This is a genomic window from Streptomyces sp. NPDC033966 (genome assembly GCF_055575955.1).
Window position 1 is genome coordinate 575,068 of record NZ_JBVIRQ010000001.1, and the last position, 24,733, is coordinate 599,800.

Here is a 24,733-nt window from a genome sequence, read left to right on the forward strand (position 1 = left end):
GCCTAACCGTCCGCCCGGTGGGCGCCGTCCGTGCCCGATTTGCCTTGGAGGATCCGCTCAAGACGCTCCCGTCCGGGCAGGTCCCGGGGGCGGATCACGCGGCCGCTGCGGACGTGGAGGAAGGCGGCGGAAACGCGGTCGAGGGGGGTTCCGGTGGCTTCCGCCCAGGCCAGCCGGTACACGGCGAGCTGGAGGGGGTCGGCCTGGGTGGTGCGGCCGGTCTTCCAGTCCACCACCTCGTACGAGCCGTCGGGGTCGCGGTACACGGCGTCGATCCGGCCGCGGATCACCCGGCCGGCGAGGGTCAGCTGGACCGGGGCCTCCATCCGGTACGGGGTGCGCTCGGCGTACTCGCTGCGCTCGAAGGCGGCCTTGAGGGCGGCGAGGTCGGCCTCGTCGGCGACCTCCTGGTCGGAGCCGGGGAGGTCGGCGGCGGGGTCGAGGAGGTCGTCGAGGAGCGGCAGGGGCAGCTCGTCGAAGCGGGACTCCACCCAGGCGTGGAAACGGGTGCCCTGGCGCGCCGCGGGCTGCGGCGGCTTGGGCATGGGGCGGGCGAGATCGCGTACGAAGCCCTGCTCGTCGGCGGCGAGCCGCAGGAGCTGGCTCGCGGACAGGGCGGAGGGCAGCTCGACGTCCCGCACGGCTGCGCGGGCGCGGCGGAGCTCGCCCTCCAGGGCGTCGAGGTCCCGGTCCCAGGAAGCCACCACCCGGGCCTCCTCGGGGGTCAGGCCGGCCGCCTCCGGCCGCGCCGGCCGCGCCGTGCGTTCCGGTCCGGGGACACGCAGGCTGCCGGGCCCGGGCCCGGGGGAGGCGGCTTCACCGGCCCAGAGGTCGTCCGGGTCCTCGGCCGGGGCGCCGGCGGCGGGCCGTACGGTCTCTCCCGCCCACGGGTCGTCTGCGGCGGGGTCGGCGGACCCGGGCCGGAGGTGCTCGTCCCCCACCCCGCCCCTTCCCGAAACCGGGGCTGCGCCCCGGACCCCGTGGGCCCGGTTCCCGGCCGCGTCCGGCCGCGCGGGCACGGCTCCGCCCGCCCACGGGTCGTCCCCGGGAACACCGGCTGCGTCCCACGGGTCGTCCCCCGGAGCACCGGCTGCGTCCCACAGGTCGTCCCCGGGAGCACCGGCTGCGTGCCACGGGTCGTCCCCGGCGGGTTCCTCGTCGTACGACGGGTCCTCGCAGTCGGGGGGCCAGAGGTAGGGGTCGTCGGACGGGGGCGGGGTCCCCGGGGCGGCCAGGTGGGATTCGACCAGGGCGGCCGCCTGGCGGCGGAGGTTCAGGGAGGCCGGGTCCAGGGGCAGGGGCCAGGAGTGGTCCGGGGCGGCCTCGGCGGCCAGGGCCGGGTTCTCGGCGTCGGGGGCCGGTTCGTCCGCCCAGGCCTCGATCTCGCCGAAGCCGGCCGCGCAGTGGTCGTGGAGGGCCGTCAGGAAGGACGAGGGGCCCCGGCGGCGCTTCTGGGTCGGGCCCCACCAGTGGCCGGAGGCCAGCAGCAGGGAGCGGGGGCGGGTGAAGGTCACGTAGCCGAGGCGGAGCTCTTCCGTCTCCTTGTGGGTCTTCAGGGCCGCCTTGAAGGACTTCAGGCCCGCCGAGGTCCACGCCGGGGCGGCCGGGAGGGTGTCGGCGTCGCCGCGCAGGGCGTAGGGAAGGACCTTCGGGTACGAGGTCCAGGCCTCGGGGGCCTTCTCCTTGGGGAAGGAGCCCGCGCACAGGTCGGGGACGACCACCACGTCCCACTCCAGGCCCTTGGACTTGTGGGCGGTCAGCACCTTGACGGTGTTCTCCCCGCCCGGCAGCGCCTGGTCGAGGCCCTTCTCGTACTGCGCGGCCGTGCGCAGGAAGCCCAGGAAGGCGAGGAGGGTCGCCTCCCCGTCCAGGGCGGCGAAGCCCGCCGCGACGTCCAGGAAGCCGGACAGCGTCTCGCGCCGCCGGGCCGCCAGGGCGTGCGGGGAGGCCGACAGCTCCACGTCGAGGCCCGTCGTGGCCAGGACGCGGTGCAGGACGTCCATCAGGGGGTCGGAGAGCGAACGGCGCAGGTCGCGGAGCTCCTGGGCGAGGTGCGCGAAGCGGACCCGGGCGGCGGCCGAGAAGGGCAGGTCCTCGGGGGCCGAGCCGTCCAGGAAGGTTTCCAGCGCGTCGGCCAGGGAGACGACCTCGGCAGGGTCGACGCCCTCGACCGCCGCCGCGAGCCGGCCGTCGGGCCCGGCGGCGGCGTCGGGGCGGGCGACCAGCTGCCGGGCCAGCCGGCCGAGCAGGGCCAGGTCGCGGGCGCCGATCCGCCAGCGGGGGCCGATGAGGAGGCGGACCAGGGCGGCGTTGGCCCCGGGGTCCTGGAGCACCTCGCAGACGGAGACCAGGTCGGCCACCTCCGGGAGGTGGAGCAGCCCGGAGAGGCCGACGACCTCCACCGGGACGTCCCGGGCGACCAGGACCGCCTGGATCTGCGCGAAGTCGGCGGCCGATCGGCACAGGACCGCGATCTCGCCGGGCTCCCTGCCCGTGCGGACCAGGTGCGCGACGGAGTCGCCGAGCCACTCCAGCTCCTCGGCGTGGGTGTTCAGCAGGGCGCAGCGGACCACGCCGTCGCGCTCGGCGCCCGGGGCGGGGCGCAGCGCCTCGACGCCCTCGTGCATGGCGCGCAGCGGGGCGGCGAGGCCGTTGGCCAGGTCGAGGAGGCGGCCGCCGCTGCGCCGGTTCTCGCTGAGGGAGAGCCGGGCCGCGGGGCTGCCGTCGGCGTGCGGGAAGTGCTCGGGGAAGTCGTCGAGGTTGGCGACGGACGCGCCGCGCCAGCCGTAGATGGCCTGGCAGGGGTCGCCGACGGCGGTCACGGCGTGCCCGGTGCCTGCGCCGAACAGGCCGGAGAGCAGCAGCCGCTGGGCGACGGAGGTGTCCTGGTACTCGTCGAGGAGGACCACCCGGAACTCCTCGCGGAGCAGGGCGCCGACCTCCGGGCGGGTGGTGGCGAGCCGCGCGGACAGGGCGATCTGGTCGCCGAAGTCGAAGAGGTCGCGGGAGCGTTTGGCGGCGCGGTAGCGGGAGACCAGTTCCAGCAGCTCCAGGCGGCCGCGTACCGCCTCGGGGACCTTGCGCAGGTCGTCGTTGGTGAGCTTGGTGTCCGCGAGGACGCCGAGGAGCCCGGTGTCGTACGCGCGCAGCGCGTCCGGCTCGACGAGGTGCTCGGAGAGTTCCCCGTCGAGCGCGAGGAGGTCGCTGACCAGGTCGGGGACGGACTTGGTGAGCGAGGGGTAGGGGCCGGGGGCCTCGCGGAGCACCTTCGCGGCCAGCTGGAAGCGCGTGGCGTCGGCGAGGAGGCGGGCGCTGGGCTCCAGGCCGATGCGCAGGCCGTGGTCCTTGAGGAGCTGCCCGGCGAAGGCGTGGTACGTGGAGATGCGCGGCTCGCCGCCGGCCGCCCCGGCCTCGACGTCGGCCGGGGAAGGATCGGGGTCGGTGGCGCCGGCCCGGGCGAGGGCCGTACGGACGCGCTCGGCGAGCTCGCCGGCGGCCTTGTTGGTGAAGGTCAGGCCGAGGACCTGTTCGGGGGCGACCGTGCCGGTGCCGACCAGCCAGACCACGCGGGCGGCCATGACGGTGGTCTTGCCGGAGCCGGCCCCCGCGACGATCACCTGGGGGGCGGCGGGGGCGGTGACGCAGGCCAGCTGTTCGGGCGTGAACGGGATCCCGAGGAGCTCCTTGAGCTGCTCGGGATCGTCGAGGACGGGGGCGCGCCCGGACACGTACGCGGTCACCTCAAAAGGCTAGCCGGAGCCGCCGACACTCCCGGACCGCGTCTCATTCCACGGTCTGGCGGCCCTCGGGCCGGGCGCTGCACGCGCTGCGGAAGGTGCAGCGGGCGCAGTGTTCGCCGGTGGCGGGGGCGAAGCGTTCGTCGAGGACCCGGCCGGCGGCGGTGGCCAGCAGGTCGCCGACCCATTCGCCGGAGCCGCCGCCGGACAGCGGTTCCTGCGCCTGGATCTTCGGGACCTCGTCGCCGCCGTCGCGCTTGGCCGCGCCCTGGCGCAGCTGGACGAGTTCGGCGCCGCCGGGTTCGGGGCGGCGGCCGTCGAAGACCTCGTCGACGGCGCCCTCGCGGACGGCGAGCTGGTAGACGGCGAGCTGCGGGTGGCGGGCGACCTCGTCCTTGGTGGGTGCGCCCTTGCCGGTCTTGAAGTCGACGACGTACGCGCGGCCCTGCGGGTCGGTCTCGACGCGGTCCATGGAGCCGCGGATCCGTACGGCGTACTCGCCGGCGTCGAGCGTGACGTCGAAGTCGTGCTCGGTGGCGACGGCGGAGCGGCCGCCGCGGTCAGTGGTGTGCCAGCGCAGGAAGCGTTCCAGGGCGGCGCGGGCGTTGTCCTTCTCCTGGCGGGACTTCCAGGGGGCGTCGAAGGCGAGGGCGTCCCAGACGGAGTCGAGGCGTTCCATGAGGACGGCCAGGTCGGCGGGGGTGCGGCCGGAGGCGACCTCGTCGGCGAGGACGTGGACGACGTTGCCGAAGCCCTGGGCGGCGGTGGAGGGCGTGTCGGCCTTGACCTCGCGGCCCAGGAACCACTGGAGGGAGCAGGTGTTGGCGAGCTGGTCCAGGGCGCTGCCGGAGAGGGTGACGGGCCGGTCGCGGTCGCGCAGCGGCACGGCGGAGGCGGTGGGCTCGTACAGGCCCCACCAGCGCTGCGGGTGCGCGGCGGGGACGAGCGGGCGGTCCTCGTCGTCGGTGAGCGCGGCGAGGCGGGCCAGGCGCCGGGCGGCGGCGTCGCGCAGGGCGGGCGAGGCCTCGGGGTCGACGGTGGTGGCGCGGAGCTCGGCGACGAGCGCGGGGACGGCGAGGGGGCGGCGGGGACGGCCGGTGACGTCCTTGGGGGTGACGCCGAGTTCGGTGAGGAAGCGGGAGGGCTGGTCGCCGTCCTCGGCGGGGGCCTTGACGGCGGTGACGACGAGGCGGTGGCGGGCGCGGGTGGCCGCGACGTAGAAGAGCCGCCGCTCCTCGGCGAGGAGGGCGCCGGGGGTGAGGGGTTCGGCGAGGCCGTCGCGGCCGATGCGGTCGGCTTCGAGGAGGGAGCCGCGGCGACGCAGGTCGGGCCAGAGCCCTTCCTGGACCCCGGCGACGACGACGAGGCCCCACTCCAGGCCCTTGGAGCGGTGGGCGGTCATGAGGCGTACGGCGTCGGTGCGGACCGCCTTGCCGGTGAGGGTGTCGGCGGCGATGTCCTCGGCTTCCAGCTGTTCGAGGAAGTTGAGCGCGCCGCGGCCGCCGGTACGTTCCTCCGCGCGGGCGGCGTTGTCGAAGAGGGCGCAGACCGCGTCGAGGTCGCGGTCGGCGTTGCGTCCGCCGGTGCCGCCGCGGCGGGCCTGGCGTTCGAGGCGCTGCGGCCAGGGGGTGCCGTCCCAGAGGGTCCAGAGGGCCTCTTCGGCGGTGCCGCCGCCCTGGAGCAGCTCGCGGGTCTTGCGCAGCAGCAGCCCGAGGCGCTGGGCGCCGCGGGCGTAGGCGGGGTCGTGGGCGGTGAGCCGCTCGGGCTCGGCGAGGGCGCGGGCCAGCAGCACGTCCGAGGGCGCGGGCACGGCGACGCCGGCGGCCCGCTCCTCGTCCCGCAGCGCCCGCCCGAGCCGCCGCAGATCGGCGGCGTCCATCCCGCCGAGCGGCGAGGTGAGCAGCACGGTCGCCCCCTCGACTCCGACCCACCCCTCGCCTCCGGCGGTAGCGGGGACGTCCCCGCTACCGCCGGATCCCGCCCCGGTACCGTGCCCCGGGGGAAGATCCCGCCCACCCGCCCCGAAGTCACGAGCAAGCTCGCGCACCCCGGCGCCGGCGGCGCCCAGCGCTACCTCCGCGGCCTGGCCGGGCAGGGACTCTGCGTCTGTCTCGGCGCCGCCGCGCGGGGAGAAGTCCCGCCCGCCCGCCCCAGAGTCGCCAGCGAGCTCGCGCACGCCGGCGCCTGCGGCGCCCGCAGCGGACGCCTCGGAGCCTGTCGACCCGGCGGCCTCCGGCAGGGCGGCCGACACCGCGGCAACGCCCGGGAGGGCGGCGGCGGATACGGCCGCGCCCGACAGGGCGGCCGCGCCGGGGTCCGCGTCCGGCCGGGCAGCAATCGGTTCGGCGCCCGGCACCTCGCCCAGCAGGGCGGCAGCCTGCGCCGGCAGGGCGGCCGCGTCCGACGGGGCAGAGTCGGCCCGGTCCCCGCCCGGCAGGGCAGCTTCCGGCAGGGCCCCGGCCCGGTCCCCGCCCGGCAGGGCAGTGGCGGTCGGCTGGGCGGCCTCGTCCCGGTCCCCGCCCGGCAGGGCAGTGGGGTCCGGCTGGGCAGAGGCCTCCTCGTCGGCGCCCGGTAGGGCCGCGGCGGTGGCCGTGAGGCGGAGGGCTGTCAGGAGGGGGGCGACGGCGGGTTCGTGGCGGAGGGGGGTGGACGCGGCGTCCGTTTCCGCCGGGACTCCCGCCGCGATGAGGGCGCGGCGCATCGCCGGGAGGGTGCGGCCGCCCGCGCGGACCAGGACGGCCATGTCCCGCCAGGGGACGCCGTCCTCCAGGTGGGCGCGGCGCAGGATGTCGGCGATGTTGTCCAGCTCGGCGCCGGCCGTCGGGTACGTGTAGACCTCCACGCTGCCGCCCTCCCGGGCCGGCGCGAGGTCCCGGTGGGCCCGGACGGCGGCCGCGGGCAGGCGCGGCAGCGGCATGCGGGTGGTGAGGAGGCGGGTGGCGGCCAGCAGGTTCGCGCCCGAGCGGCGGCCGACCGTCAGGGCCCGGACCTCGGCGCCCGGGAAGGCCGACTCGAAGTCGAGGACGTTGTTGATGTCGGCGCCCCGGAAGGCGTAGATCGACTGGTCGGGGTCGCCGAAGGCCACCAGCGTCCCGGCCGGCCCGTTCAGCGCGCGCAGCAGCCGCAGCTGGGAGGCGTCGGTGTCCTGGTACTCGTCCACGAGGATCACGTCGTACGTGGCCGAGAGCGACGGGGTGGTCTCCGCCAGGAGGACGGCGCGGTGCAGGAGCTCCGCGTAGTCCAGGGAGCCCTGGAGGTCGAGGACGTCGAGGTACTCGGAGAGGAAGGCCGCGGCCGCCTTCCAGTCGGGGCGGCCGATGCGCTCGGCGAAGGTGGCGAGGGATGCGGGGCCCAGGCCCAGTTCGCGGGCGCGGGCCAGGACGGCGCGGACCTCGTCGGCGAACCCGCGCGTGGTCAGCGCGGCCCGCAGGTCGTCCGGCCAGCGGATGGACCGCAGCCGCCGCTGGCCCTCCAGCAGGGTGCGGACCATCACGTCCTGCTCCGGGCCGGACAGCAGCCGCAGCGGGTCCGCGAAGAGCTCGTGGTCCTGGTGGGCGCGGACCAGGCCGTAGCAGAAGGAGTGGAAGGTGGTGGCCTGCGGGGCGCGGGCGCCGCCGAGCCGCAGGGCGGCGCGGTCGCGCAGCTCCACTGCGGCTTTCCGGCTGAAGGTGAGGATGAGGATCCGGGCGGGGTCGGTGCCGGCCTCGACCCGGGCGGCGGCGGTCTCGACGAGGGTGGTGGTCTTGCCGGTGCCGGGGCCGGCGAGAACCAGGAGGGGTCCGCGGGTGTGATCAACCACCGCCCGCTGTGCTGCGTCCAGGACAGGGGGAGCCACCTGGACCGGCCCGGTGCGCACCAGGCGGTACGCGTCAGCCGTGCGCGTACGCCGCTCCGAGCGGCCGGGGGGAGAGGTGATCACGTGGGGTGCCGGTCCTGGTGGGTCTGCGGTTGCTGCGGTCTGGCCGGCGGCCGCGCCGGTCGGGAGGACCGCGGCCGCGTACGCCGAAGAGGCAACGCTACGCCAACCGCGCCGGCCGGCGCAGTCCGTCCCGCGGGGTGCGGAAGTCGCCCGGGAGTGCTCCGGCGCCGTCCTCCGTACGGGCCTTCGACCCGCCGCCCGCGTCTCGGATGCCGGAAGCTGTCAGGTGTGAGCCTCGTCGCCCCCGGCCCCCGCGTCGCGCCCGTCCCAGCGCGCCCTGCGCATGGCCAGCCGGGGTTCGCCGGAGGGGGTCTCGCGCAGCGGGGTGCCCTCGGTGCGGTAGTGCTCCAGGGCGCGCCGCTCGCTGCCGGGCAGGGGTACGCCGTCCGCCCGCACCACGCGCCACCAGGGCACGGCTCCTCCGTACAGGGCCATGACACGCCCGACTTGGCGCGGGCCTCCCTCGCCGAGCCACTCGGCGACGTCCCCGTACGTCATCACCCGGCCGGGCGGAATCCGCTCGGCCACCTCCAGTACCCGCTCCGCGTAGGCGGGCAGCTCTTCGCTCATTCGGCACATGGTGCCGGATGCTCCGGCCGGTCCGGTGGAAGCCTTCCTTCCGTACCGGCGCGCACCCTGCTGCCCCGCACGGCCGCCCGTCCGTGCCACCATCTTCCGGGCGGTGACTGGTGATACGTGATCAAGAAGAGACGGATGTGACGGCGAAGGAGCGGGTTGTGAGCCCTCCGGACGGCGCGGCGAGGGGCGATGACGCGCGCCCGGACGAGGCGCACCCCGACGACCCGCCCGGCCACACGCCGACGGCGGCCGACCGCGTCGAGGTGGACGAGCCGCTGCTCGCCGCACGCGTGCACCGGCCCTCCGACCTGGTACGCCTGCTCGCCGGGATCCTCGGCATCGCCGTCGTGCTCGGCATCGCCGCGTTCGCCCACGGCACCACCGCGGGCCTGGAGCAGGACATCACGCAGGGCACCGGCCAGGCGCCGGCCCTGCTGATCAAGGTCGCGGGGCTGGTGTCCAGCATCGCCGTGCTCCTCGTGCCGGTGGCCTTCGCCATCGAGCGGCTGATCAAGCGCGACGGGCTGCGCATCGCCGACGGCGTCCTCGCGGCCGTCCTCGCGCACGGGGTGACCCTGGCCACCGACCTGTGGGTGTCCCAGGCCGCCCCCGAGACCATCCGGGACGCCCTGACCCGTGCCACGGCCACGGCGGGCTCCACGGACCCGGTGCACGGGTACCTCGCGCCCGTGATCGCGTACATGACCGCCGTCGGGATGACCCGGCGGCCCCGCTGGCGGGTCGCGCTCTGGGTGGTGCTGCTGTTGGACGCCTTCGCCATGCTGGTCAGCGGTTACACCACGCCGTTCTCGATCATCCTGACGGTGCTGATCGGCTGGAGCGTGGCCTACGGGACGCTGTACGCGGTCGGCTCGCCCAACGTCCGCCCCACCGGGCAGAACCTCCTCGCCGGCCTGCGCCGCGTCGGCTTCCAGCCGGTCAGCGCGATGCGCGCCGAGGCCGCGGACGGGGACAGCACGGAGACCGGCGACCGGGGCCGGCGGTACCACGTCACGCTGGAGGACGGCCCGCCGCTGGACGTCACCGTCGTGGACCGCGAACAGCAGGCGCAGGGCTTCTTCTACCGGGTCTGGCGGCGGATGACCCTGCGCGGGATCACCACCCGGCGCAGCATCCAGTCGCTGCGCCAGGCCCTCGAACAGGAGGCCCTGCTCGCGTACGCCGCGATCGCGGCCGGGGCGAACGCGCCGAAGCTGATCGCCACCTCCGAGCTGGGTCCGGACGCCGTGATGCTCGTCTACGAGCACCTGGGCGGCCGCAACCTGGACGCGCTCGCCGACGAGGAGATCACCGACGAGCTGAGCCGCAACGCGTGGGAGCAGGTACGTGCCCTGCAGTCGCGCCGGATCGCGCACCGCCGGCTCACGGGGGACGCGCTGGTGGTGGATCGTTCCGGCAAGGTGATCCTCACCGACCTGCGGGGCGGTGAGATCGCGGCCGGCGACCTGGTGCTGCGGATGGACGTCGCACAGCTGCTGACCACGCTCGGCCTGCGGGTCGGCGCGGAGCGGTCGGTGGCCTCGGCGGTGTCGGTGCTCGGGCCGGACACGGTGGCGGACTGCCTGCCGCTGCTCCAGCCGATCGCGCTGAGCCGCTCCACGCGGGCGACCCTGCGCAGGCTGGCCCGGGAGCGGGCCGACCGGCAGCGGGAAGCCGTACTGGAGTCCTCGCGGGCGGCGAAGGCGGCGCGTGAGGCGGGCTCCGAACCCGCGGCGGCCACCGCGGCGGCCGACCGCAAGGCCGAGAAGAGGGCGCTGGACGACGCCCTGGAAGGGGCGCGGGAGGAGGACCTGCTGAGCCAGATCCGCCAGCAGGTGCTGCTGATCCGCCCGCAGGCGCCGGTGGAGCCGGCCCGGCTGGAACGGATCCGGCCGCGCACGCTGGTGTCCTTCATCGCGGGTGCCTTCGGTGCGTACTTCCTGCTCACGCAGCTGGCCCACGTGGACTTCGCGACGATCATCGGCCAGGCCCGGTGGGGCTGGGTCGGGGCGGCGCTGGCCTTCTCGGTGCTGACGTACTTCGCGGCGGCGATGAGCCTGCTGGGCTTCGTCCCGGAGCGGGTCCCCTTCCTGCGGACGGTGGTCGCGCAGGTCGCGGGGTCGTTCGTGAAGCTGGTCGCCCCGGCGGCGGTGGGCGGTGTCGCGCTGAACACCCGGTTCCTCCAGCGGGCGGGGGTCCGGCCGGGGCTGGCCGTGGCGAGCGTCGGCGCGTCGCAGCTGTTCGGGCTGGCCAGCCACATCCTGCTGCTGCTGGCCTTCGGCTACCTGACGGGTACCGAGAAGACCCCGGAGATGGCCCCGTCGAGGACGGTGATCGCGGGTCTGCTGACGGTGGCGGTGCTGGTGCTGGTCGTCACGGCGGTGCCGTTCCTGCGGAAGTTCGTGGTGACGCGGGTACGGGCGCTGTTCGCGGGCGTGGTGCCGCGCATGCTGGACGTGCTCCAGCGGCCGCAGAAGCTGGTGACGGGCATCGGCGGGATGCTGCTGCTGACCGGCTGCTTCGTGATGTGCCTGGACGCCTCGATCCGCGCCTTCGGGGGCGGCGAGGCCATCAGCTACGCGAGCATCGCGGTGGTGTTCCTGGCGGGCAACGCGCTGGGTTCGGCGGCTCCGACGCCTGGCGGCATGGGCGCCGTGGAGACCACCCTGACGCTGGGTCTGATCGCGGCGGGACTGGAGAAGGAGGTCGCGATCTCGGCGGTGCTGCTGTTCCGCCTGATGACCTTCTGGCTGCCGGTGCTGCCGGGGTGGGTGTCGTTCAACTTCCTGACGCGCAAGGAAGCCATCTAGGGCCTGTCCGGTGGGTCAGGGTCGGACAGGCCCTAGTTTTCGACGCGCCGCTCGCACGGCTCGGCGCCGGAGCCGCTCCCCGGCTTCGCGCCGCGCGAGCGGCGGGTCAGGAGAGGCTCAGCGTCGTCAGGAGGGCCGCCGCGCAGGCGAGTTCCACCGCGCCGACCAGCGCCGGGCGCAGGCCTCGGCCCGGGAGGGTGGCCGCGCGGGCGAGGTACGCGGCGAAGGGGAGGGCCGGCCACGGGGAGAGCAGCGCGGCCGGCGCGAGGGCCGGCGCGTGGTAGGCCACCGAGCCCCGCCGGTACGCCCGGGCTCGGTCCTGGCCTGGGCCGACATCCAGGGCGACCCGGAGCGCCGCCGCCGCTACCAGCGGGCGCACGGCAAGGGCGGGCTGGTGCGGGCCACCTGGGAGGAGGCCCTGGAGATCACCGCCGCCGCGCACGTGCACCCGTCCCCGCACCCCCCGAACGGGTCAGCGCGGGGGCGGGGGCGGGGGCGGACCCACAGGATGGGGGCATGCCGAGAAACGTCCTGCGGGCCACCACCGCCGCCGCGCTCACCGCAACGCTGCTCACCACCGGCGCCTGTTCCGACGGTGGCGGCAGCAGTCGGCAGAGAACCGGTACCGGAGCCGCCGAACCGGCCAAGCCCCTGTCCTGGGGCGAGTGCAACGCCCCCACGGCCGCCCAGGGCGGCGGGTCGGCGCCCGGCCAGGACTGGCAGTGCGCCACCCTCGACGTACCGCTCGACTACGCCGAGCCCGAGGGCGAGACCATCCCCATCGCCCTGATCCGCGCGAAGGCCCGCAACAAGGCCAAGCGGCTCGGCTCGCTGGTGTTCAACTTCGGCGGTCCCGGCGGTTCCGGGATCTCCACCCTGCCCGGCGCCGCCAAGGAGTACGAGGCCCTGCGCGCCCGGTACGACCTGGTGAGCTTCGACCCGCGCGGGGTCGGCCGCAGCGCCCCCGTCCGCTGCGAGGACGACAAGCAGCTCGACAAGTACTACGCGCAGGACTCCTCCCCCACGACCCCGGAGCAGGAGAAGGCCTTCGTCGACGGCATCCGCACCTACCAGAACGCCTGCAAGGCCAACTCGGGCAAGGTGCTCCCGTACGTGGGCACCGAGAACGCCGCCCGCGACCTGGACCGGATCCGCCAGGCCCTCGGCGACGAGAAGCTGAACTACTTCGGGATCTCCTACGGCACCGAACTCGGCGGGGTCTACGCCCACCTGTTCCCGAAGAACGTGGGCCGGGCGGTCTTCGACGCCGTCGTGGACCCCACGAAGGACACCGAACAGGGCGCGCTGGGGCAGGCGAAGGGCTTCCAGCTGGCCCTCGGCAACTTCGCCCAGGACTGCGTGAACCGCGGCGACCAGTGCCGGCTCCAGGGCAGCACCGCCAAGGAGATCGAGGACAACGTCATCAAGCTGCAGAAGGAGCTGGCCGCCAAGCCCATCGCCGGCATCGGCGACCGGCGGCTCACCGAGTCCCAGGCGACCAACGGCATCGCCCAGGCCCTCTACTCCAAGCAGCTGTGGCCGCTGCTGGAACAGGGCCTGGACGAGGCCGAAGGCGGTCAGGGGCAGCTGCTGATGGCCCTGTCCGACGCCCTCAACGGCCGCGACCAGAACGGCCGCTACAGCAACATCGGTGCGGCCAACACCGCCATCAACTGCGCCGACTCCAAGGAGCGCTACACCCTGGAGGAGACCAAGGCCCGGCTGCCGGAGTTCCGTTCGGCCTCGCCCGTCTTCGGGGACTTCCTCGGCTGGGCGATGCTGAGCTGCACCAACTGGCCGGTGCCCGGCGCCTGGCAGACCCCGGACGTCTCCGCGCCCGGCGCCGCCCCGATCCTGGTGATCGGCAACACCGGTGACCCGGCGACCCCGTACGAGGGCGCCCGCAAGATGGCCGAGCGGCTCGGCAAGGGCGTGGGCGTGGAGCTGACGTACAAGGGCGAGGGGCACGGCGCGTACAACAGCGGCGACAAGTGCGTGCAGGGCGCGGTGAACGCGTACCTGCTGGACGGCAAGGTGCCGGGCGCGGGCACCGTCTGCACGGCGGCCTGAGCCCGGCATGCGGAAGGGGCCGTACCCGCCCGCGGGTACGGCCCCTTCGGGGCACTGCTCAGGGCACTCCTAGTAGACCGGCTTCTCGGGCTCGATCTGGTGGACCCAGCCGATGACGCCGCCGCCGACGTGCACCGCGTCGGAGAAGCCCGCGGACTTCAGCACCGCGAGGACTTCCGCACTGCGGACACCCGTCTTGCAGTGCAGGACGATGCGCTTGTCCTGCGGCAGGTCCTGGAGGGCGGTGCCCATCAGGAACTCGCCCTTGGGGATCAGCTTCGCGCCGGGGATCGAGACGATCTCGTACTCGTTGATCTCACGGACGTCGATGATCTCGATGTTCTCGCCGTCGTCGATCCACTCCTTGAGCTGCTTCGGAGTGATCGTGGAGCCGGCGGCGGCCTCCTGGGCCTCCTCCGACACGACGCCGCAGAAGGCCTCGTAGTCGATGAGCTCGGTGACGGTCGCGTTCGGACCGCAGACCGCGCAGTCGGGGTCCTTGCGGACCTTGACCTGGCGGTACTGCATCTCCAGGGCGTCGTAGATCATCAGGCGGCCGACGAGCGGCTCGCCGACGCCGGTGAGGACCTTGATGGCCTCGGTGACCTGGATCGAGCCGATGGACGCGCAGAGCACGCCCAGGACGCCGCCCTCGGCGCAGCTCGGGACCATGCCCGGCGGCGGGGGCTCCGGGTACAGGCAGCGGTAGCAGGGACCGTGCTCGGACCAGAAGACGGAGGCCTGGCCGTCGAAGCGGTAGATCGAACCCCACACGTACGGCTTGTTGAGCAGCACGCAGGCGTCGTTGACCAGGTAGCGCGTGGCGAAGTTGTCCGTGCCGTCGACGATGAGGTCGTACTGGCTGAAGATCTCCATCACGTTCTCGGCTTCGAGCCGCTCTTCGTGAAGGACCACGTTGACGTACGGGTTGATGCCCAGCACGCTGTCCCGGGCGGACTCGGCCTTGGAGCGGCCGATGTCCGACTGGCTGTGGATGATCTGGCGCTGCAGGTTCGACTCGTCGACCTCGTCGAACTCCACGATGCCCAGGGTGCCGACGCCGGCCGCGGCCAGGTACATGAGGGCGGGCGAGCCGAGGCCGCCCGCGCCCACGGCCAGCACCTTGGCGTTCTTCAGGCGCTTCTGGCCGTCCATCCCGACATCCGGGATGATCAGGTGGCGGGAGTACCGACGGACCTCGTCAACGGTGAGCTCAGCAGCTGGCTCTACCAGGGGTGGCAGCGACACGGGGACTCCGTAGATGGGTAAGTCTGAACGGTGGTTCTTCCCGTAACACTGCCACGCCCTTCTTCATTCCGAGACACCCGGTCCGATACGTGAGACGATTTCGTCCCAGTACGCGGGCATCGACGCCCAGGGGTCCCGGTCCGGGGTGCGCCTGCGGTCGGTGAACCAGATGGTTCCGGCGCCCTGCCAGCGGGCGATGCGCACCGCCTCCTCCAGATGGGTGCGGGGCACGCCGTGGACGAGGTGGCAGAACCGCTCCGACGGGTGGTCGGCCGTCCACTCCGCCACCTGCGACCAGCGGTAGTCGGCCCATGCCCCGGAGAAGGTGACCAGCTGGTCGGCGGCCTCCACGTAGCCCTCGTAGGGGTGCGTGCCGTGTCCCAGCACGATCCGCAGCCCCTCGCCGAGCCCGCGCAGCGCGTCGGTCACCCGGCGCACGGCGGGCAGGTCCGCCCGGTCGGCGGGGGCGCCGGCCAGGTAGAAGCCGCCGACGCCGTACCAGTCGCGGAAACGGTGCGCGTCGGAGAGCAGCTCCCCGAAGGACCGGGAGCCGTCCCGCATCGCGAGATGCCCGAGGACCGTCCCGCCCGCGTGCCGCAGCTTCGCGGCCGCCTCGGTGCAGTGCGGGTCGGGACGGCCGCCGGGGCCGTCCGTGACGTTGAGCACCGCCCAGTGCAGCGGGGTCCCCGGGCGGGTCAGCTCGGCCCACTCCACCGGGGCGACCAGCGGGTGCGCGTAGCCGGGGATGCCCAGGCCGAGCCGGCCGGCCTCGGTCGCGGCCGCCGCCGTGGCCCCCGGCGGGGTGGTCAGATACGGCACGCCGCCTCCATCCAGATGTCCGCGAGGGACTCCTCCAGGTTGATCCGGGGCCGCCAGCCGAGCCGGTCGCGGGCGGTGCGCACGTCGGCCTGCTGCCAGGCCCCGCAGCCGTCGGGGTAGGGGTACGACTGGGGGGTCGCGGCGAGCTGCTCGGGGGTGGCCTCGGAGCGGGGGGAGCCGATGGCGGCGAGGCCCTGCGGCCGGCCGCCGTGGCCGTGCCGGTCGGCGCCGTGCGGCACGTCCAGCTCGTGCAGGGCGCCGCCGTAGCCGGCGACCCGGGCGAGGACGGAGGCCGCGTCGCGCAGCCGGACCGCACGGCCGGTGCCGATGTTCACGACCCCCTGGGCGGCGGACAGGGAGGCCGCGTGCACGGCCCGCGCGACGTCCCGTACGTCGACGAAGTCGCGCTGCACCCCGAGGCCGCTGAGCTTGAGCTCGCCGTCCCCGGACTGCATGGCCCGCCGCATGGCCTCGGCGAGCCGGCCCAGCGGGGAGCCGGCCGGGGTACCGGGCCCGACGGGCGAGAAGACCCGGAGCACGACGGCGTCCAGCCCGGAGCCGAGGACCAGCTCGGTAGCGGCGAGTTTGCTGACGCCGTACGGTCCGCCGGGTCTCGGGACGGCGTCCTCGGCCGTGGAGGAGCCGGGCTGGCTGGGCCCGTACTCGGCGGCGCAGCCCAGCTGGACGAGCCGGGCCCCGCAGCCGCTGCGGCGCAGGGACTCGCAGATGGTGGCGACGGCGACGGTGTTGTGCCGGGTCAGCTCCCGGGCGCCGCCGCGGGTGGCGCCCGCGCAGTTGATGACGACGCCCGGGTGGACGGCGTCCAGGAACCGGGTGAGCGCGCCCGGGCTCCCGGTGGCGAGGTCGAAGCGGACGTCGGCGTCGTCGCCGCGGCCGAGCGCGGTGAGCTGCACGGCCGGGTCGGCGAGCAGCCGGTCGGCGACGTAACGCCCGAGGTAGCCGTTGGCTCCGATCAGCAGCACCCTCATCGCGCAACCCCTTGGTCGATTGGCTGGCCGGTCATGCTGTTTCTCCTTGGTGTCGGTGGGGCCGGTGACGCGCGTGTGCGGAGGCACGGGACAGCGCGAGGAAGGCGTGTACGAGGAGTCCCGCCGCGGCGGCGAGGACCGCCGCCGGGTCCGGGACCAGGGCGAGCGCCAGGGCCGCGGCGGCCGGCGTGCGGTGCGCGCCGTGCCGCAGCAGCAGCCGGGCCAGGAACAGCAGCACCGCGAGCGGCACCGCCGTCCCCGGGGCGGCTCCGGTGAGCGCGGCCGCCCCCGTGGCGGCCGCGGTGAACAGCAGGAGGATCCCGGCGAGCAGCGGCCGCGCCCCGGCGGCGAAGTCCTCCAGGGCCCGGCTCCCCACGAGCCGGCGGCGCGCCCGGGCGGCGTAGAGGACCCCGGCGAGGTGTCCGGGGGCGACGGCCAGCGCGAGGGCGGCGCCGAGGGCGGGGCCGTGCCGGTGGACGGCCCAGCCGACGGCGGCCGCCGCCAGCAGGTGGGCGGCGTAGGGGAAGCGCCCCCCGGCGCTCCGTCCGGGCCAGACCAGGGCGGCGGCGGTGAGGACCGCCGCGAGGGGTCCGGCCCCCGGTGTCCCGGCGGCGGCCGCGGCGAGGGCGAGGGCGCCGGGCAGCAGGGCGTACCCGAAGCCGCGTACCGCCCGGGTCCGGGCCGGGGGCCGCACGGGCGCGGCGTCGGGGGCCTCGCCGCGCGGCGTCCGGGCGTACAGCTCCTCGGCGAGGGTGAAGACGTCCCGGTGCCGGAAGCGCGCGGCGGTCCGGTCGGTGATGCCGTGGGCCTCCAGCCCGGCGGCGATCTCCAACGGATCGACGGCCCGCTCACAGAGCTCCCGGTGCCGGTGCAACAGCGCCTTGACGGGATCCCCTGCGGCCTTCCGCCGCCCCCTCTCGGCCCCGCCGGCCCCGAATCCGGCCTCGCCCGGGGGCACCTCCCGGCGGTAGCCGGGGGAGTTCGAGGCGCTGGGGGTCCCCCCGGCGGTAGCCGGGGGAGCGTCGGGGGGCAGAGCCCCCGGCAGCGGCGCCGCACCGGTGATGTCCGAGGTCGTCATACCGCCGCCTCCGGAGCCAGACCGGTCTCGGCCGCGTGGGGCACCCACGGCCCTGGAACCCGCGCCTCCGCCGGCCAGGCGAACGGCACCTCCCCCTCCGTCCGTGAGGGACCAACGGCCAGGAGCCGCAGGTAGCTCTCCTCGAAGGCCGCCACGTTCTGCTCGACGGTGAACAGTTCCAGCGCCCTGGCCCGCGCCGCCGCGCCCAGCCGCTGGGCCCGCTCGGGGTCCTCCAGCAGCGCGAGGCAGGCCTCGGCCAGCGCCCGGGGGTTGCGCGGCGGGACGACGAGCCCGGTGCCGCCGATGACCTCGCGGACCGCCCCGACGTCGGTGGAGACGGTGGCCCGGCCGCAGAACATGGCCTCGGCCAGGGTGATGGGGAAGCCCTCGATCACCGAGGACAGCAGCACGATCCGCCCCGCCCCGTACGCATCGGCCGGCGAGGGCGCCTCGGGTCCGCCGATCTCCTCGAAGGTGACGGGGCTCTCCCCCACGGTCCGCGCGTCGGCGGCCTCGTCGGGGAAGAGCTGGGCTGCCAGCGAGCGGCAGTCGGCCAGGTAGTTGGAGGATGCCGCGCCCGGGGCGGCCGCCGAGGCGAAGATCCGCAGCCGGGTGTGCGGGGCGGCCCGGCGGACCTCCGCGAAGGCGTGCAGCAGGGCGATCAGGTCCTTGGCCGGCTCGATCCGCCCGACCCACACCAGGGTGTCGGGGTCCCCGCGGTCGGGGTCCTCGCCGACGGCGGCGAATCGGTCCGCCTCCATGCCCGGGTAGACCGTCCGCAGCCGTTCCCGGGGCGCCCCGCAGCGCTCCTGCCAGCGGCGGGCGTGCGCGTTGCCGGGGGTGAGGAGGTCGGCGCCGGCGTAGATCTCCCCGGCGAGGCGGATGTGGAAGGCGGCCAGCAGGGCGCGTACGGCGGGCCGGGTGTCCTCGCGCTGTTCCAGGTAGTGGGCGCGGAGCTGGACGCCGTACTCGGTGACCAGCAGCGGGACCCCGAAGAAGCGTTTGGCCAGCAGTCCGGGTACGGCCGCGACCCCGCCGGCGGCGGCGTGGCAGACGTCGGCCCGGCCGAGGCCCTCGTCCTCGTACCAGTCGAGGGACAGGGGCCGCAGCGCGCGCTCCAGTTCGTCCACGAACTCCAGCAGGTCGGGGACCCGCGCGGCCTGTGCGGCGCGGCCCGCGCCCGGGGCGCGGCAGCCGGACTCGACCGCCCGCACGGCCGTCTCGGAGCGCAGGGCCGCGTACATCCCGCCCTGGTCGCGGGCGAGTTCGGCGAGCGCGTACAGTCCGGCGGCGAAGGCGTCGGGCTCGCCGGCGCAGATCCCCCGGACCAGCTCGGCGAAGCACTCGGCGAAGTGCCGGCGCTCGCGGCGGGAGTACGTGCGCCCGTCGTCCGCGGGGGCCCACAGCGGGGCGGTGCGCACGCGGCTGACGTGCGGCGGGAGCGTGACCCGGCCGCTCTCCTCCTGCCCGGCGGTGCGGCTCAGCGCGTAGAGCTCGAACTCGTGCTGGGGCAGCCCGCGCACGAGCCGGTCGCACCAGAGCCTCGCCTCGCCCGCCGCATACGGATAACCACCTTCCGTGACCAGTCCGATCCGCACGAGTGGCACCCCCGATCTCCCGTTCCAGGCGGTCGCCGTCGGTCCGGCGACCCGCCGCGGGAGAACTCAAGCGGATGCGCCGGTGGCGCGACGGACGGTTGTCCGTCGCGCCACCGGAAGGGGTGAAGAGTCGTAACTTTCCCGTACGGTTCGCGTTCGAGCACGCTAAGAAAGGCGTTACGCGAAGGCCTCCTGGCGTTCGGCCCGCCGCGCGGAGCGTCGTTCGGCGGCGAGTGCCGGATCGAGTGCCGGGACGGCGTCGAGGAGCTGTCGCGTGTACGCGTGGGCGGGCCGGCCGTACACCTCCTCCACCGGTCCCTCCTCCACGACCACGCCGCCGCGCATGACGGCGACCCGGTCGCTGACCTGGCGGACCACCGCGAGGTCGTGCGCGATGAAGACGAGCGCGATGCCCAGTTCCCGCTGGAGTTCCGCGAGCAGGGCGGTGACCTGCGCCTGGGTGGTGACGTCGAGGGCGGACACCGGCTCGTCGCAGACGATCAGCCGGGGCCGGGGTGCCAGGGCGCGGGCGATGCCGACGCGCTGGCGCTGGCCGCCGCTGAACTCGTGCGGGTAGCGGTCGTAGTGGCCGGGCTCCAGGCCGACGCGGGTCAGCAGCCCGTCGACGCGGGCGCGGATCAGGGCCTCGTCGCGCTCTCCGGCGGCGCGCAGCGGGTCGGCGATGGATTCTCCGACGGAGCGGCGCGGGTTGAGGGAGGAGACGGGGTCCTGGAAGACCATCTGGGCGCCGCCGGCGATGCCGCAGACCTCGGTCCCGGCGTGCCGGACCTGTCCCGAGCTGGGCTCCAGCAGTCCGACGAGCATCCGTCCGAGGGTGCTCTTGCCGCTGCCGGACTCGCCGACGATCCCGAGGGTCTCGCCGGCCCGTACGGCGAGGGAGACCCCGGCCACCGCGCCGACCTTGCGCCGGCCGCGGCCGAAGTCCTTGCGCAGGCGGACGGCTTCGACGACGGGTGCCTGCGGCTCCGGCTCGGGTGCTCCCGGGCCGGCGGCCACCCGCAGCCGGGCCCCGCGCGGGGCGTCCGGTCGCGGGGCGTGCGGTCGCGGGGCGTCCAGCCGCGGTACGGCTGCCAGCAGGTCCCGGGTGTAGGGGGCCTCGGGGTCGGAGAGGACCCGGCGGACCGGGCCCCGTTCCACGGCGGAGCCGTCCCGCATGACCAGCAGCTCGTCCACGCTCTCCGCCGCGACGCCCACGTCGTGGGTGACCAGCAGCAGCCCGAGGCCGTGCTCCTGGCGCAGTCCGTGCAGCAGGTCCAGGATCTGGGCCTGGACGGTGACGTCGAGGGCGGTGGTCGGTTCGTCGGCGATCAGCAGCCGCGGTTCGCAGGCCAGGGCCATCGCGATGAGCGCGCGCTGGCGCATGCCGCCGCTGAACTCGTGGGGCCGGGCGCGGGAGCGGCGTACCGCGTCGGGGATGCCGACGCGGTCCAGGACCTCGGCCGCCCGGGCCCGGGCGGCCCGGCGGGAGGCGGCGGTGTGGACGCGGTACACCTCGGCGATCTGGTCGCCGACGGCCTGGTAGGGGTCGAGGGAGCTGAGGGGGTCCTGGAAGACCATCGCGGCGGTCCCGCCGCGCAGGGCGCGCAGCTGTGCCGGGCCGGCTTGGGCCAGGTCGGTGCCGTCGACCCGGACGGTGCCCGAGAGCCGTGCCCCGGTGCCGTGGTGCAGGCCGAGCAGGGCAGCGGCGACGGTGGACTTGCCGCTGCCGGATTCGCCGACGATGCCGAGGGCGCGGCCGGGCTCCAGGGTGAAGGAGACGCCGTCGACGGCCCGTACGTACGTACCGGGGGCGCCGACCGGGAAGTCGACCACGAGGTCGGTGACGTCCACCAGCGGGCCGGTCATGCGAGGGCCACCCTTCGGTCGGCGAGGGCGTGGAGCAGGTCGGCGACGGCGCCGGCGATGACGACGGCGGCGCCGATGGCGAGGACGACGCCGACCACGACGGGCAGGTCCACGACCCGGACTCCGTCGATCAGGGTCTTGCCGAGGCCGGGGATCCCGAAGAGGGACTCGGTGAGCACGGCGCCTCCGATCAGGGTGCCGAAGTCCACGGCGCTGAGCGCGATCACGGGTCCGAGGGCGCCGCGTACCGCGTGCCGGGTGACGACGGCCCGCTCCCCGACGCCGTAGGCGCGGAAGGTGCGGATGTGGTCCTCGGCGAGGGTCTCCAGGGTGGAGCTGCGGGTGAGGCGCGCGTACTTGGCGCTTTCGAACAGGCCGAGCGTCACCCAGGGCAGCAGCAGGTTCCAGGCCCACTGCTCGGGGTCCTCGCCGAAGGGCACGTACGTCGGGAAGGGCAGCCAGCGCAGGTAGGCGCAGACGGTCATGAGCAGCAGCAGCCCGAGGATGAAGACGGGGGTGCCGGTGCCGGCGAGGGTGAGCACGGTCAGCGCCCGTTCGGTGGCCCCGCCGCGCCGCAGTGCGGACAGCAGGCCGGTGCCGACTCCGACGACGAGCCAGATGACGAGGGCGCCGAGCGCGAGCGAGAAGGTGGCGGGCAGCCGCTCCAGGAGCAGCTGGGTGACCTCCCGGTCGTTCTGGTACGAGAATCCGAGGCAGGGCGCGTCGCAGTGCAGGACGGTCCCGGCGCCGGCGGAGTAGTCCCGGCCGGCGAGCAGTCCCTCCAGGAAGCGCAGGTACTGGGTGACCACCGGGTCGTTCAGTCCGAGCTGTTCGCGCACCTGGGCGATCTGCTGCGGGTTGCAGCGTTCCCCGCAGGCGAGGCGGGCGGGGTCGCCGGGGGCGACGTAGAAGAGGGCGTAGACGATGACGGACAGGGCGAGCAGCACGAACAGCGCGCCCGCGGCCCGTTTGAGCACGAAGCGCGTCATGCCGTGCGCTCCTTTCCGGTACCGACCCGCAGGCGCGAGTCCTCGCGCGGGTCGAGGGCCGAGCGGACGGCGTCGCCGAGGACGGTGAAGGCGAGCACGGTGACGAAGAGCAGTCCGGCGGGGAGCAGGACGTAGGCGGGGTCGGCGCGGAACCAGGTCTGTGCGCCGGAGAGCATCTGCCCCCAGGAGGGGGTGGGCGGTTTCACTCCGACCCCGAGGAAGGAGAGGGAGGCCTCGGCCACCATGGCGGCGGGGACCTTGATCGCGGCGAGGGTGATGACGGGCGCGGCCAGGGAGGGCAGCAGTTCCCGGCGGGCGACGCGCAGGGGTCCCCAGCCGGAGAGCCGGGCGGCTTCGACGAAGTCCAGGCCGCTCAGGGCGAGGGTCTGGGAGCGGACCATGCGGGCGGTGCCGCCCCAGTCGAACAGGCCGATGACGAGGACGAGCAGCAGCGGCCGGGGGAAGCCGGGCGGGACGACGGCGGTGAGGGCGATGGCGATGACCAGCATGGGCAGGGCGATCATCACGTCGGTGAAGCGGCCGATGAGCTGTCCGACGTAGCGGTTGCCGAGCGCGGCGGCGATTCCGACGCTCACCCCGACGAGCATCTGCACGGCGACCGCGCCGAGGGCGACGAGCAGGGAGACGCGGGCGCCGTGGAGGAGCCGGGTGAAGAGGTCGCGGCCGGTGCCCGGTTCGACGCCGAGCCAGTGGTCGGCGGAGATCCCGCCGAAGGAGCCGAGGGGGACGCCGCCGCGCGCCGAGTCGACGAGGTCGTCGTGGTAGGCGTTCGGGTCCTGTCCGGTGAGCTGGGCGAAGAGGGGGGCGGTGAGGGCGAGGAGGACGAGGAGGGCCAGGACGGCGGCGGCGCCGAGGGCGGACGGGCGCGTGCGCAGCCGTCGCCAGACCTGGCGGCCGGCGCCGGCGGCCGGGGCGGGGGCCCCGGTCGCCGCCGGCGCCGGCCCGTCGAGGAGCAGGGTCACTTGACCGCGACCTGCGAGATGTCGAGGACGCCGGTCCAGTCGCTGATGACGACGTTCTTGACGTCCTTGCCGACGAGCCGCTTGTAGACGGGGTGGAAGAGCGGGATGTCGAGGGCCTGCTCGCCGATCTTCTTGTCCAGGGCGCCCCAGCGCTTGCCGGCCGCGGCGAGGTCGGTGAGCTTGGCGATCTCGTCGATCTCGGTGTTCACTGCGGGGTCGTCGAGCTGGGCGTGGTTGTAGTTGGAGCCATTGGTGACGATCTGCCGGCCGTCGAAGACCGGCGCGAGGAAGGGTCCGCCGGACGGCCAGTCGGCGCCCCAGCGGGAGAGGAAGAAGCCGGGGGTGTTCTTGGCGTCCCAGCGGCGCTCGTTGAAGGCGTTGTTCTCCAGGCCCTCCAGCTTGACGGTGATCCCGGCGGCGGCGAGGCCCTGCTGGACGGCGGTGGCGACGTCGGGGCCGGTCTGGCGGTTCTGCGCGTTGGAGTGGGTGAGGGTGATGGTGAGCCCGTCGGGGTGACCGGCCTCCTTCAGCAGCTCCTTGGCCTTGGCCGGGTCGCCCGCCTTGCCGGCCGGGAAGTGGTCGTAGGGCGTGAAGCCGAAGGCCTCGCGCTCGGGCAGGAAGGTGGTGGCCGGCTCGGCCAGCGCGGAGCCGCCGGCGGCGTTGATCACGCTGGTGCGGTTGATCGCGTACGAGATGGCCTGGCGGACCTTCGGGTTGTCGAAGGGGGCGACCTTCGGGTTGAAGGCCAGGTAGTTGACGTAGCCGAAGTGGCCGGTGCCGACGCGGCCCGCGAGTTCCTTGTTGTCGCCGATCTGGGCGAGTTCGGCGGGGCCGAGGTTGGTGTCGGTGGTGACGGCGGCGGCGTCGGGGCCGGAGCTGGTGGACAGCCGCTGGTTGACGACGGCGGCGTCGAGCCCGGAGCGGACGTCGATCCTGTCCGGGTAGGCCTTGCGCTCCTCGTCGGTCTTGGGGTCCCAGTTCTCGTTGCGTTCCAGCAGCAGGGTCTCGCCGTCGCCGGTGTTCTTGGCGACCTTGTACGGGCCGGAGGAGACGGGGTGCTCCTCGTACTTGGCGCCGGTGTCCTTGGCCTTGGGCACGGGGGCGAACTGGGTCTGGGTGGCGAGGAAGGGGAACTCGCCCTCGGGCTTGCGGAGTTTGAAGACGATGGTCTTCGCGTCGGGGACCACGATGGAGTCGAGGCCCTTGCCGCCGTCCTTGTACGGGCCCTCGTAGGTCTCCCCGCCGACCAGCCAGTCCCGCAGGTAGGGGGCGCCGCCGGAGAGTTCGGCGGCGAAGGAGCGCTCGATGCCGTACTTGATGTCGGCGGTGGTGATGGGGCTGCCGTCCTCGTACTTCAGCCCGTCCTTGAGGGTGTACGTCCACTCGGTGGCGTCGGCGTTGGGCCGGCCGGTGTCGGTGGCCAGGTCGGGCACGACCTTGGCGCCGGCCGGGCCGTCCTCGCGGTTGCGGGTGGTCAGCGTGCGGAAGACCAGCGAAGGAACGTTTCCGCCGCCGGAGGTGTAGAGCCGGGCCGGGTCGAAGTCGTTCTGCGGCTCGGTGTTGAGGACGGTGAGGGTGCCGCCCTTCTGCGGGGCGCCGGCGGCGCCGGGCTTGCCGCCGGACCCGCCTCCGGCCTTGCCCGCCGCGTCCTCGGGCCCGCATGCCGCGGCGCCCCCGGCCAGGACGAGGCTGACGGTGGCCGCGGCGATGCGGCGCGATATGCGGGACTGGCGGGATGAACCGGCGGAAAGCATGGGGAAACGGGACCTCTCGGCGTGGAAGGAGATACGTCGGGGGCCACGCGAGGACGGCGTCCGGCCTCGGAACGGCGCAAGAGCGCCGGGAGGACCGGGAAGGGGAACGAGGGGCCGCGCCCGCGGGCAGGGGAAGTGCCCGGGCGCGGCGAAGCCAAGGGAGAGAAGGGTGGTCGCGCGCTCAGGACAGGGCGTCAGCGACAGAAGATGTCGGCCACGCTGTGCGCGGCCACACCGAGGAGCGCCAGCTCGATGGCGGCGCTCGCGACGGAGGTGTGGCGGTGCGACATGCGG

General features: G+C 74.8%; 16 protein-coding genes. 2 read left to right on the forward strand and 14 right to left on the reverse strand.

The window, feature by feature from the left end; all coding sequences use genetic code 11:
• Positions 1 to 2 precede the first annotated feature (2 nt).
• The 3 genes from ACZ518_RS02660 to ACZ518_RS02670 all read right to left on the reverse strand — a co-directional run bounded on the left by ACZ518_RS02660 (position 3) and on the right by ACZ518_RS02670 (position 8,226).
• Positions 3 to 3,740: a UvrD-helicase domain-containing protein gene (locus ACZ518_RS02660; protein WP_469111198.1), complete on the reverse strand. Its 3,738-nt coding sequence runs from the start codon at positions 3,738 to 3,740 to the stop codon at positions 3 to 5.
• Positions 3,741 to 3,783: 43 nt separating this feature from the next.
• Positions 3,784 to 7,593 carry a UvrD-helicase domain-containing protein gene (locus ACZ518_RS02665; protein WP_469111668.1) on the reverse strand — a complete coding sequence of 1,270 codons (3,810 nt, stop codon included), beginning with the start codon at positions 7,591 to 7,593 and terminating at the stop codon, positions 3,784 to 3,786.
• A gap of 285 nt (positions 7,594 to 7,878) precedes the next feature.
• Complete coding sequence (locus ACZ518_RS02670; protein WP_469111199.1) at positions 7,879 to 8,226, reverse strand: MGMT family protein; 348 nt, start codon at positions 8,224 to 8,226, stop codon at positions 7,879 to 7,881.
• Positions 8,227 to 8,345: 119 nt separating this feature from the next.
• Between ACZ518_RS02670 and ACZ518_RS02675 the strand changes: the two genes are divergently transcribed.
• Entirely contained in the window at positions 8,346 to 11,045 is a 2,700-nt protein-coding gene (locus ACZ518_RS02675) for a lysylphosphatidylglycerol synthase transmembrane domain-containing protein (RefSeq protein ID WP_469111200.1), read from the forward strand.
• 106 nt (positions 11,046 to 11,151) lie between these two features.
• Here the strand turns inward: ACZ518_RS02675 and ACZ518_RS02680 are convergent, their stop codons facing one another.
• Positions 11,152 to 11,424: a hypothetical protein gene (locus ACZ518_RS02680; protein WP_469111689.1), complete on the reverse strand. Its 273-nt coding sequence runs from the start codon at positions 11,422 to 11,424 to the stop codon at positions 11,152 to 11,154.
• Positions 11,425 to 11,561: 137 nt separating this feature from the next.
• Between ACZ518_RS02680 and ACZ518_RS02685 the strand changes: the two genes are divergently transcribed.
• Positions 11,562 to 13,115, forward strand: a complete 1,554-nt coding sequence (locus ACZ518_RS02685) for an alpha/beta hydrolase (RefSeq protein WP_469111201.1) — start codon at positions 11,562 to 11,564, stop codon at positions 13,113 to 13,115.
• A 69-nt stretch (positions 13,116 to 13,184) separates the two neighbouring features.
• Here the strand turns inward: ACZ518_RS02685 and moeZ are convergent, their stop codons facing one another.
• The 10 genes from moeZ to ACZ518_RS02735 form a co-directional block, all read right to left on the reverse strand.
• Entirely contained in the window at positions 13,185 to 14,363 is a 1,179-nt protein-coding gene (gene moeZ, locus ACZ518_RS02690) for an adenylyltransferase/sulfurtransferase MoeZ (protein WP_469111202.1), read from the reverse strand.
• Between the two features lie 63 nt (positions 14,364 to 14,426).
• A complete protein-coding gene (locus ACZ518_RS02695) occupies positions 14,427 to 15,182 on the reverse strand; it encodes a spherulation-specific family 4 protein (RefSeq protein ID WP_469111203.1) in 756 nt (251 codons plus the stop codon).
• Positions 15,170 to 16,171, reverse strand: coding sequence for an NAD-dependent epimerase/dehydratase (locus tag ACZ518_RS02700; RefSeq protein WP_469111204.1), 1,002 nt, complete (start codon positions 16,169 to 16,171; stop codon positions 15,170 to 15,172). Before ACZ518_RS02700 ends, ACZ518_RS02695 begins: the two co-directional genes overlap by 13 nt.
• A gap of 31 nt (positions 16,172 to 16,202) precedes the next feature.
• Positions 16,203 to 17,249 carry a hypothetical protein gene (locus tag ACZ518_RS02705; RefSeq protein ID WP_469111205.1) on the reverse strand — a complete coding sequence of 349 codons (1,047 nt, stop codon included), beginning with the start codon at positions 17,247 to 17,249 and terminating at the stop codon, positions 16,203 to 16,205.
• Complete coding sequence (locus ACZ518_RS02710; RefSeq protein ID WP_469111206.1) at positions 17,246 to 18,847, reverse strand: DUF3492 domain-containing protein; 1,602 nt, start codon at positions 18,845 to 18,847, stop codon at positions 17,246 to 17,248. Before ACZ518_RS02710 ends, ACZ518_RS02705 begins: the two co-directional genes overlap by 4 nt.
• Positions 18,848 to 19,024: 177 nt before the next feature.
• Entirely contained in the window at positions 19,025 to 20,713 is a 1,689-nt protein-coding gene (locus ACZ518_RS02715) for a dipeptide ABC transporter ATP-binding protein (protein WP_469111207.1), read from the reverse strand.
• Entirely contained in the window at positions 20,710 to 21,702 is a 993-nt protein-coding gene (locus tag ACZ518_RS02720) for an ABC transporter permease (protein ID WP_469111208.1), read from the reverse strand. Before ACZ518_RS02720 ends, ACZ518_RS02715 begins: the two co-directional genes overlap by 4 nt.
• Positions 21,699 to 22,685, reverse strand: coding sequence for an ABC transporter permease (locus tag ACZ518_RS02725; RefSeq protein WP_469111209.1), 987 nt, complete (start codon positions 22,683 to 22,685; stop codon positions 21,699 to 21,701). Before ACZ518_RS02725 ends, ACZ518_RS02720 begins: the two co-directional genes overlap by 4 nt.
• Positions 22,682 to 24,439 (reverse strand): ABC transporter substrate-binding protein, encoded by a 1,758-nt coding sequence (locus ACZ518_RS02730; RefSeq protein ID WP_469111210.1) that lies wholly within the window; start codon positions 24,437 to 24,439, stop codon positions 22,682 to 22,684. Before ACZ518_RS02730 ends, ACZ518_RS02725 begins: the two co-directional genes overlap by 4 nt.
• A 194-nt stretch (positions 24,440 to 24,633) precedes the next feature.
• Positions 24,634 to 24,729: an Ms4533A family Cys-rich leader peptide gene (locus tag ACZ518_RS02735; RefSeq protein WP_469111211.1), complete on the reverse strand. Its 96-nt coding sequence runs from the start codon at positions 24,727 to 24,729 to the stop codon at positions 24,634 to 24,636.
• Positions 24,730 to 24,733: the final 4 nt, after the last annotated feature.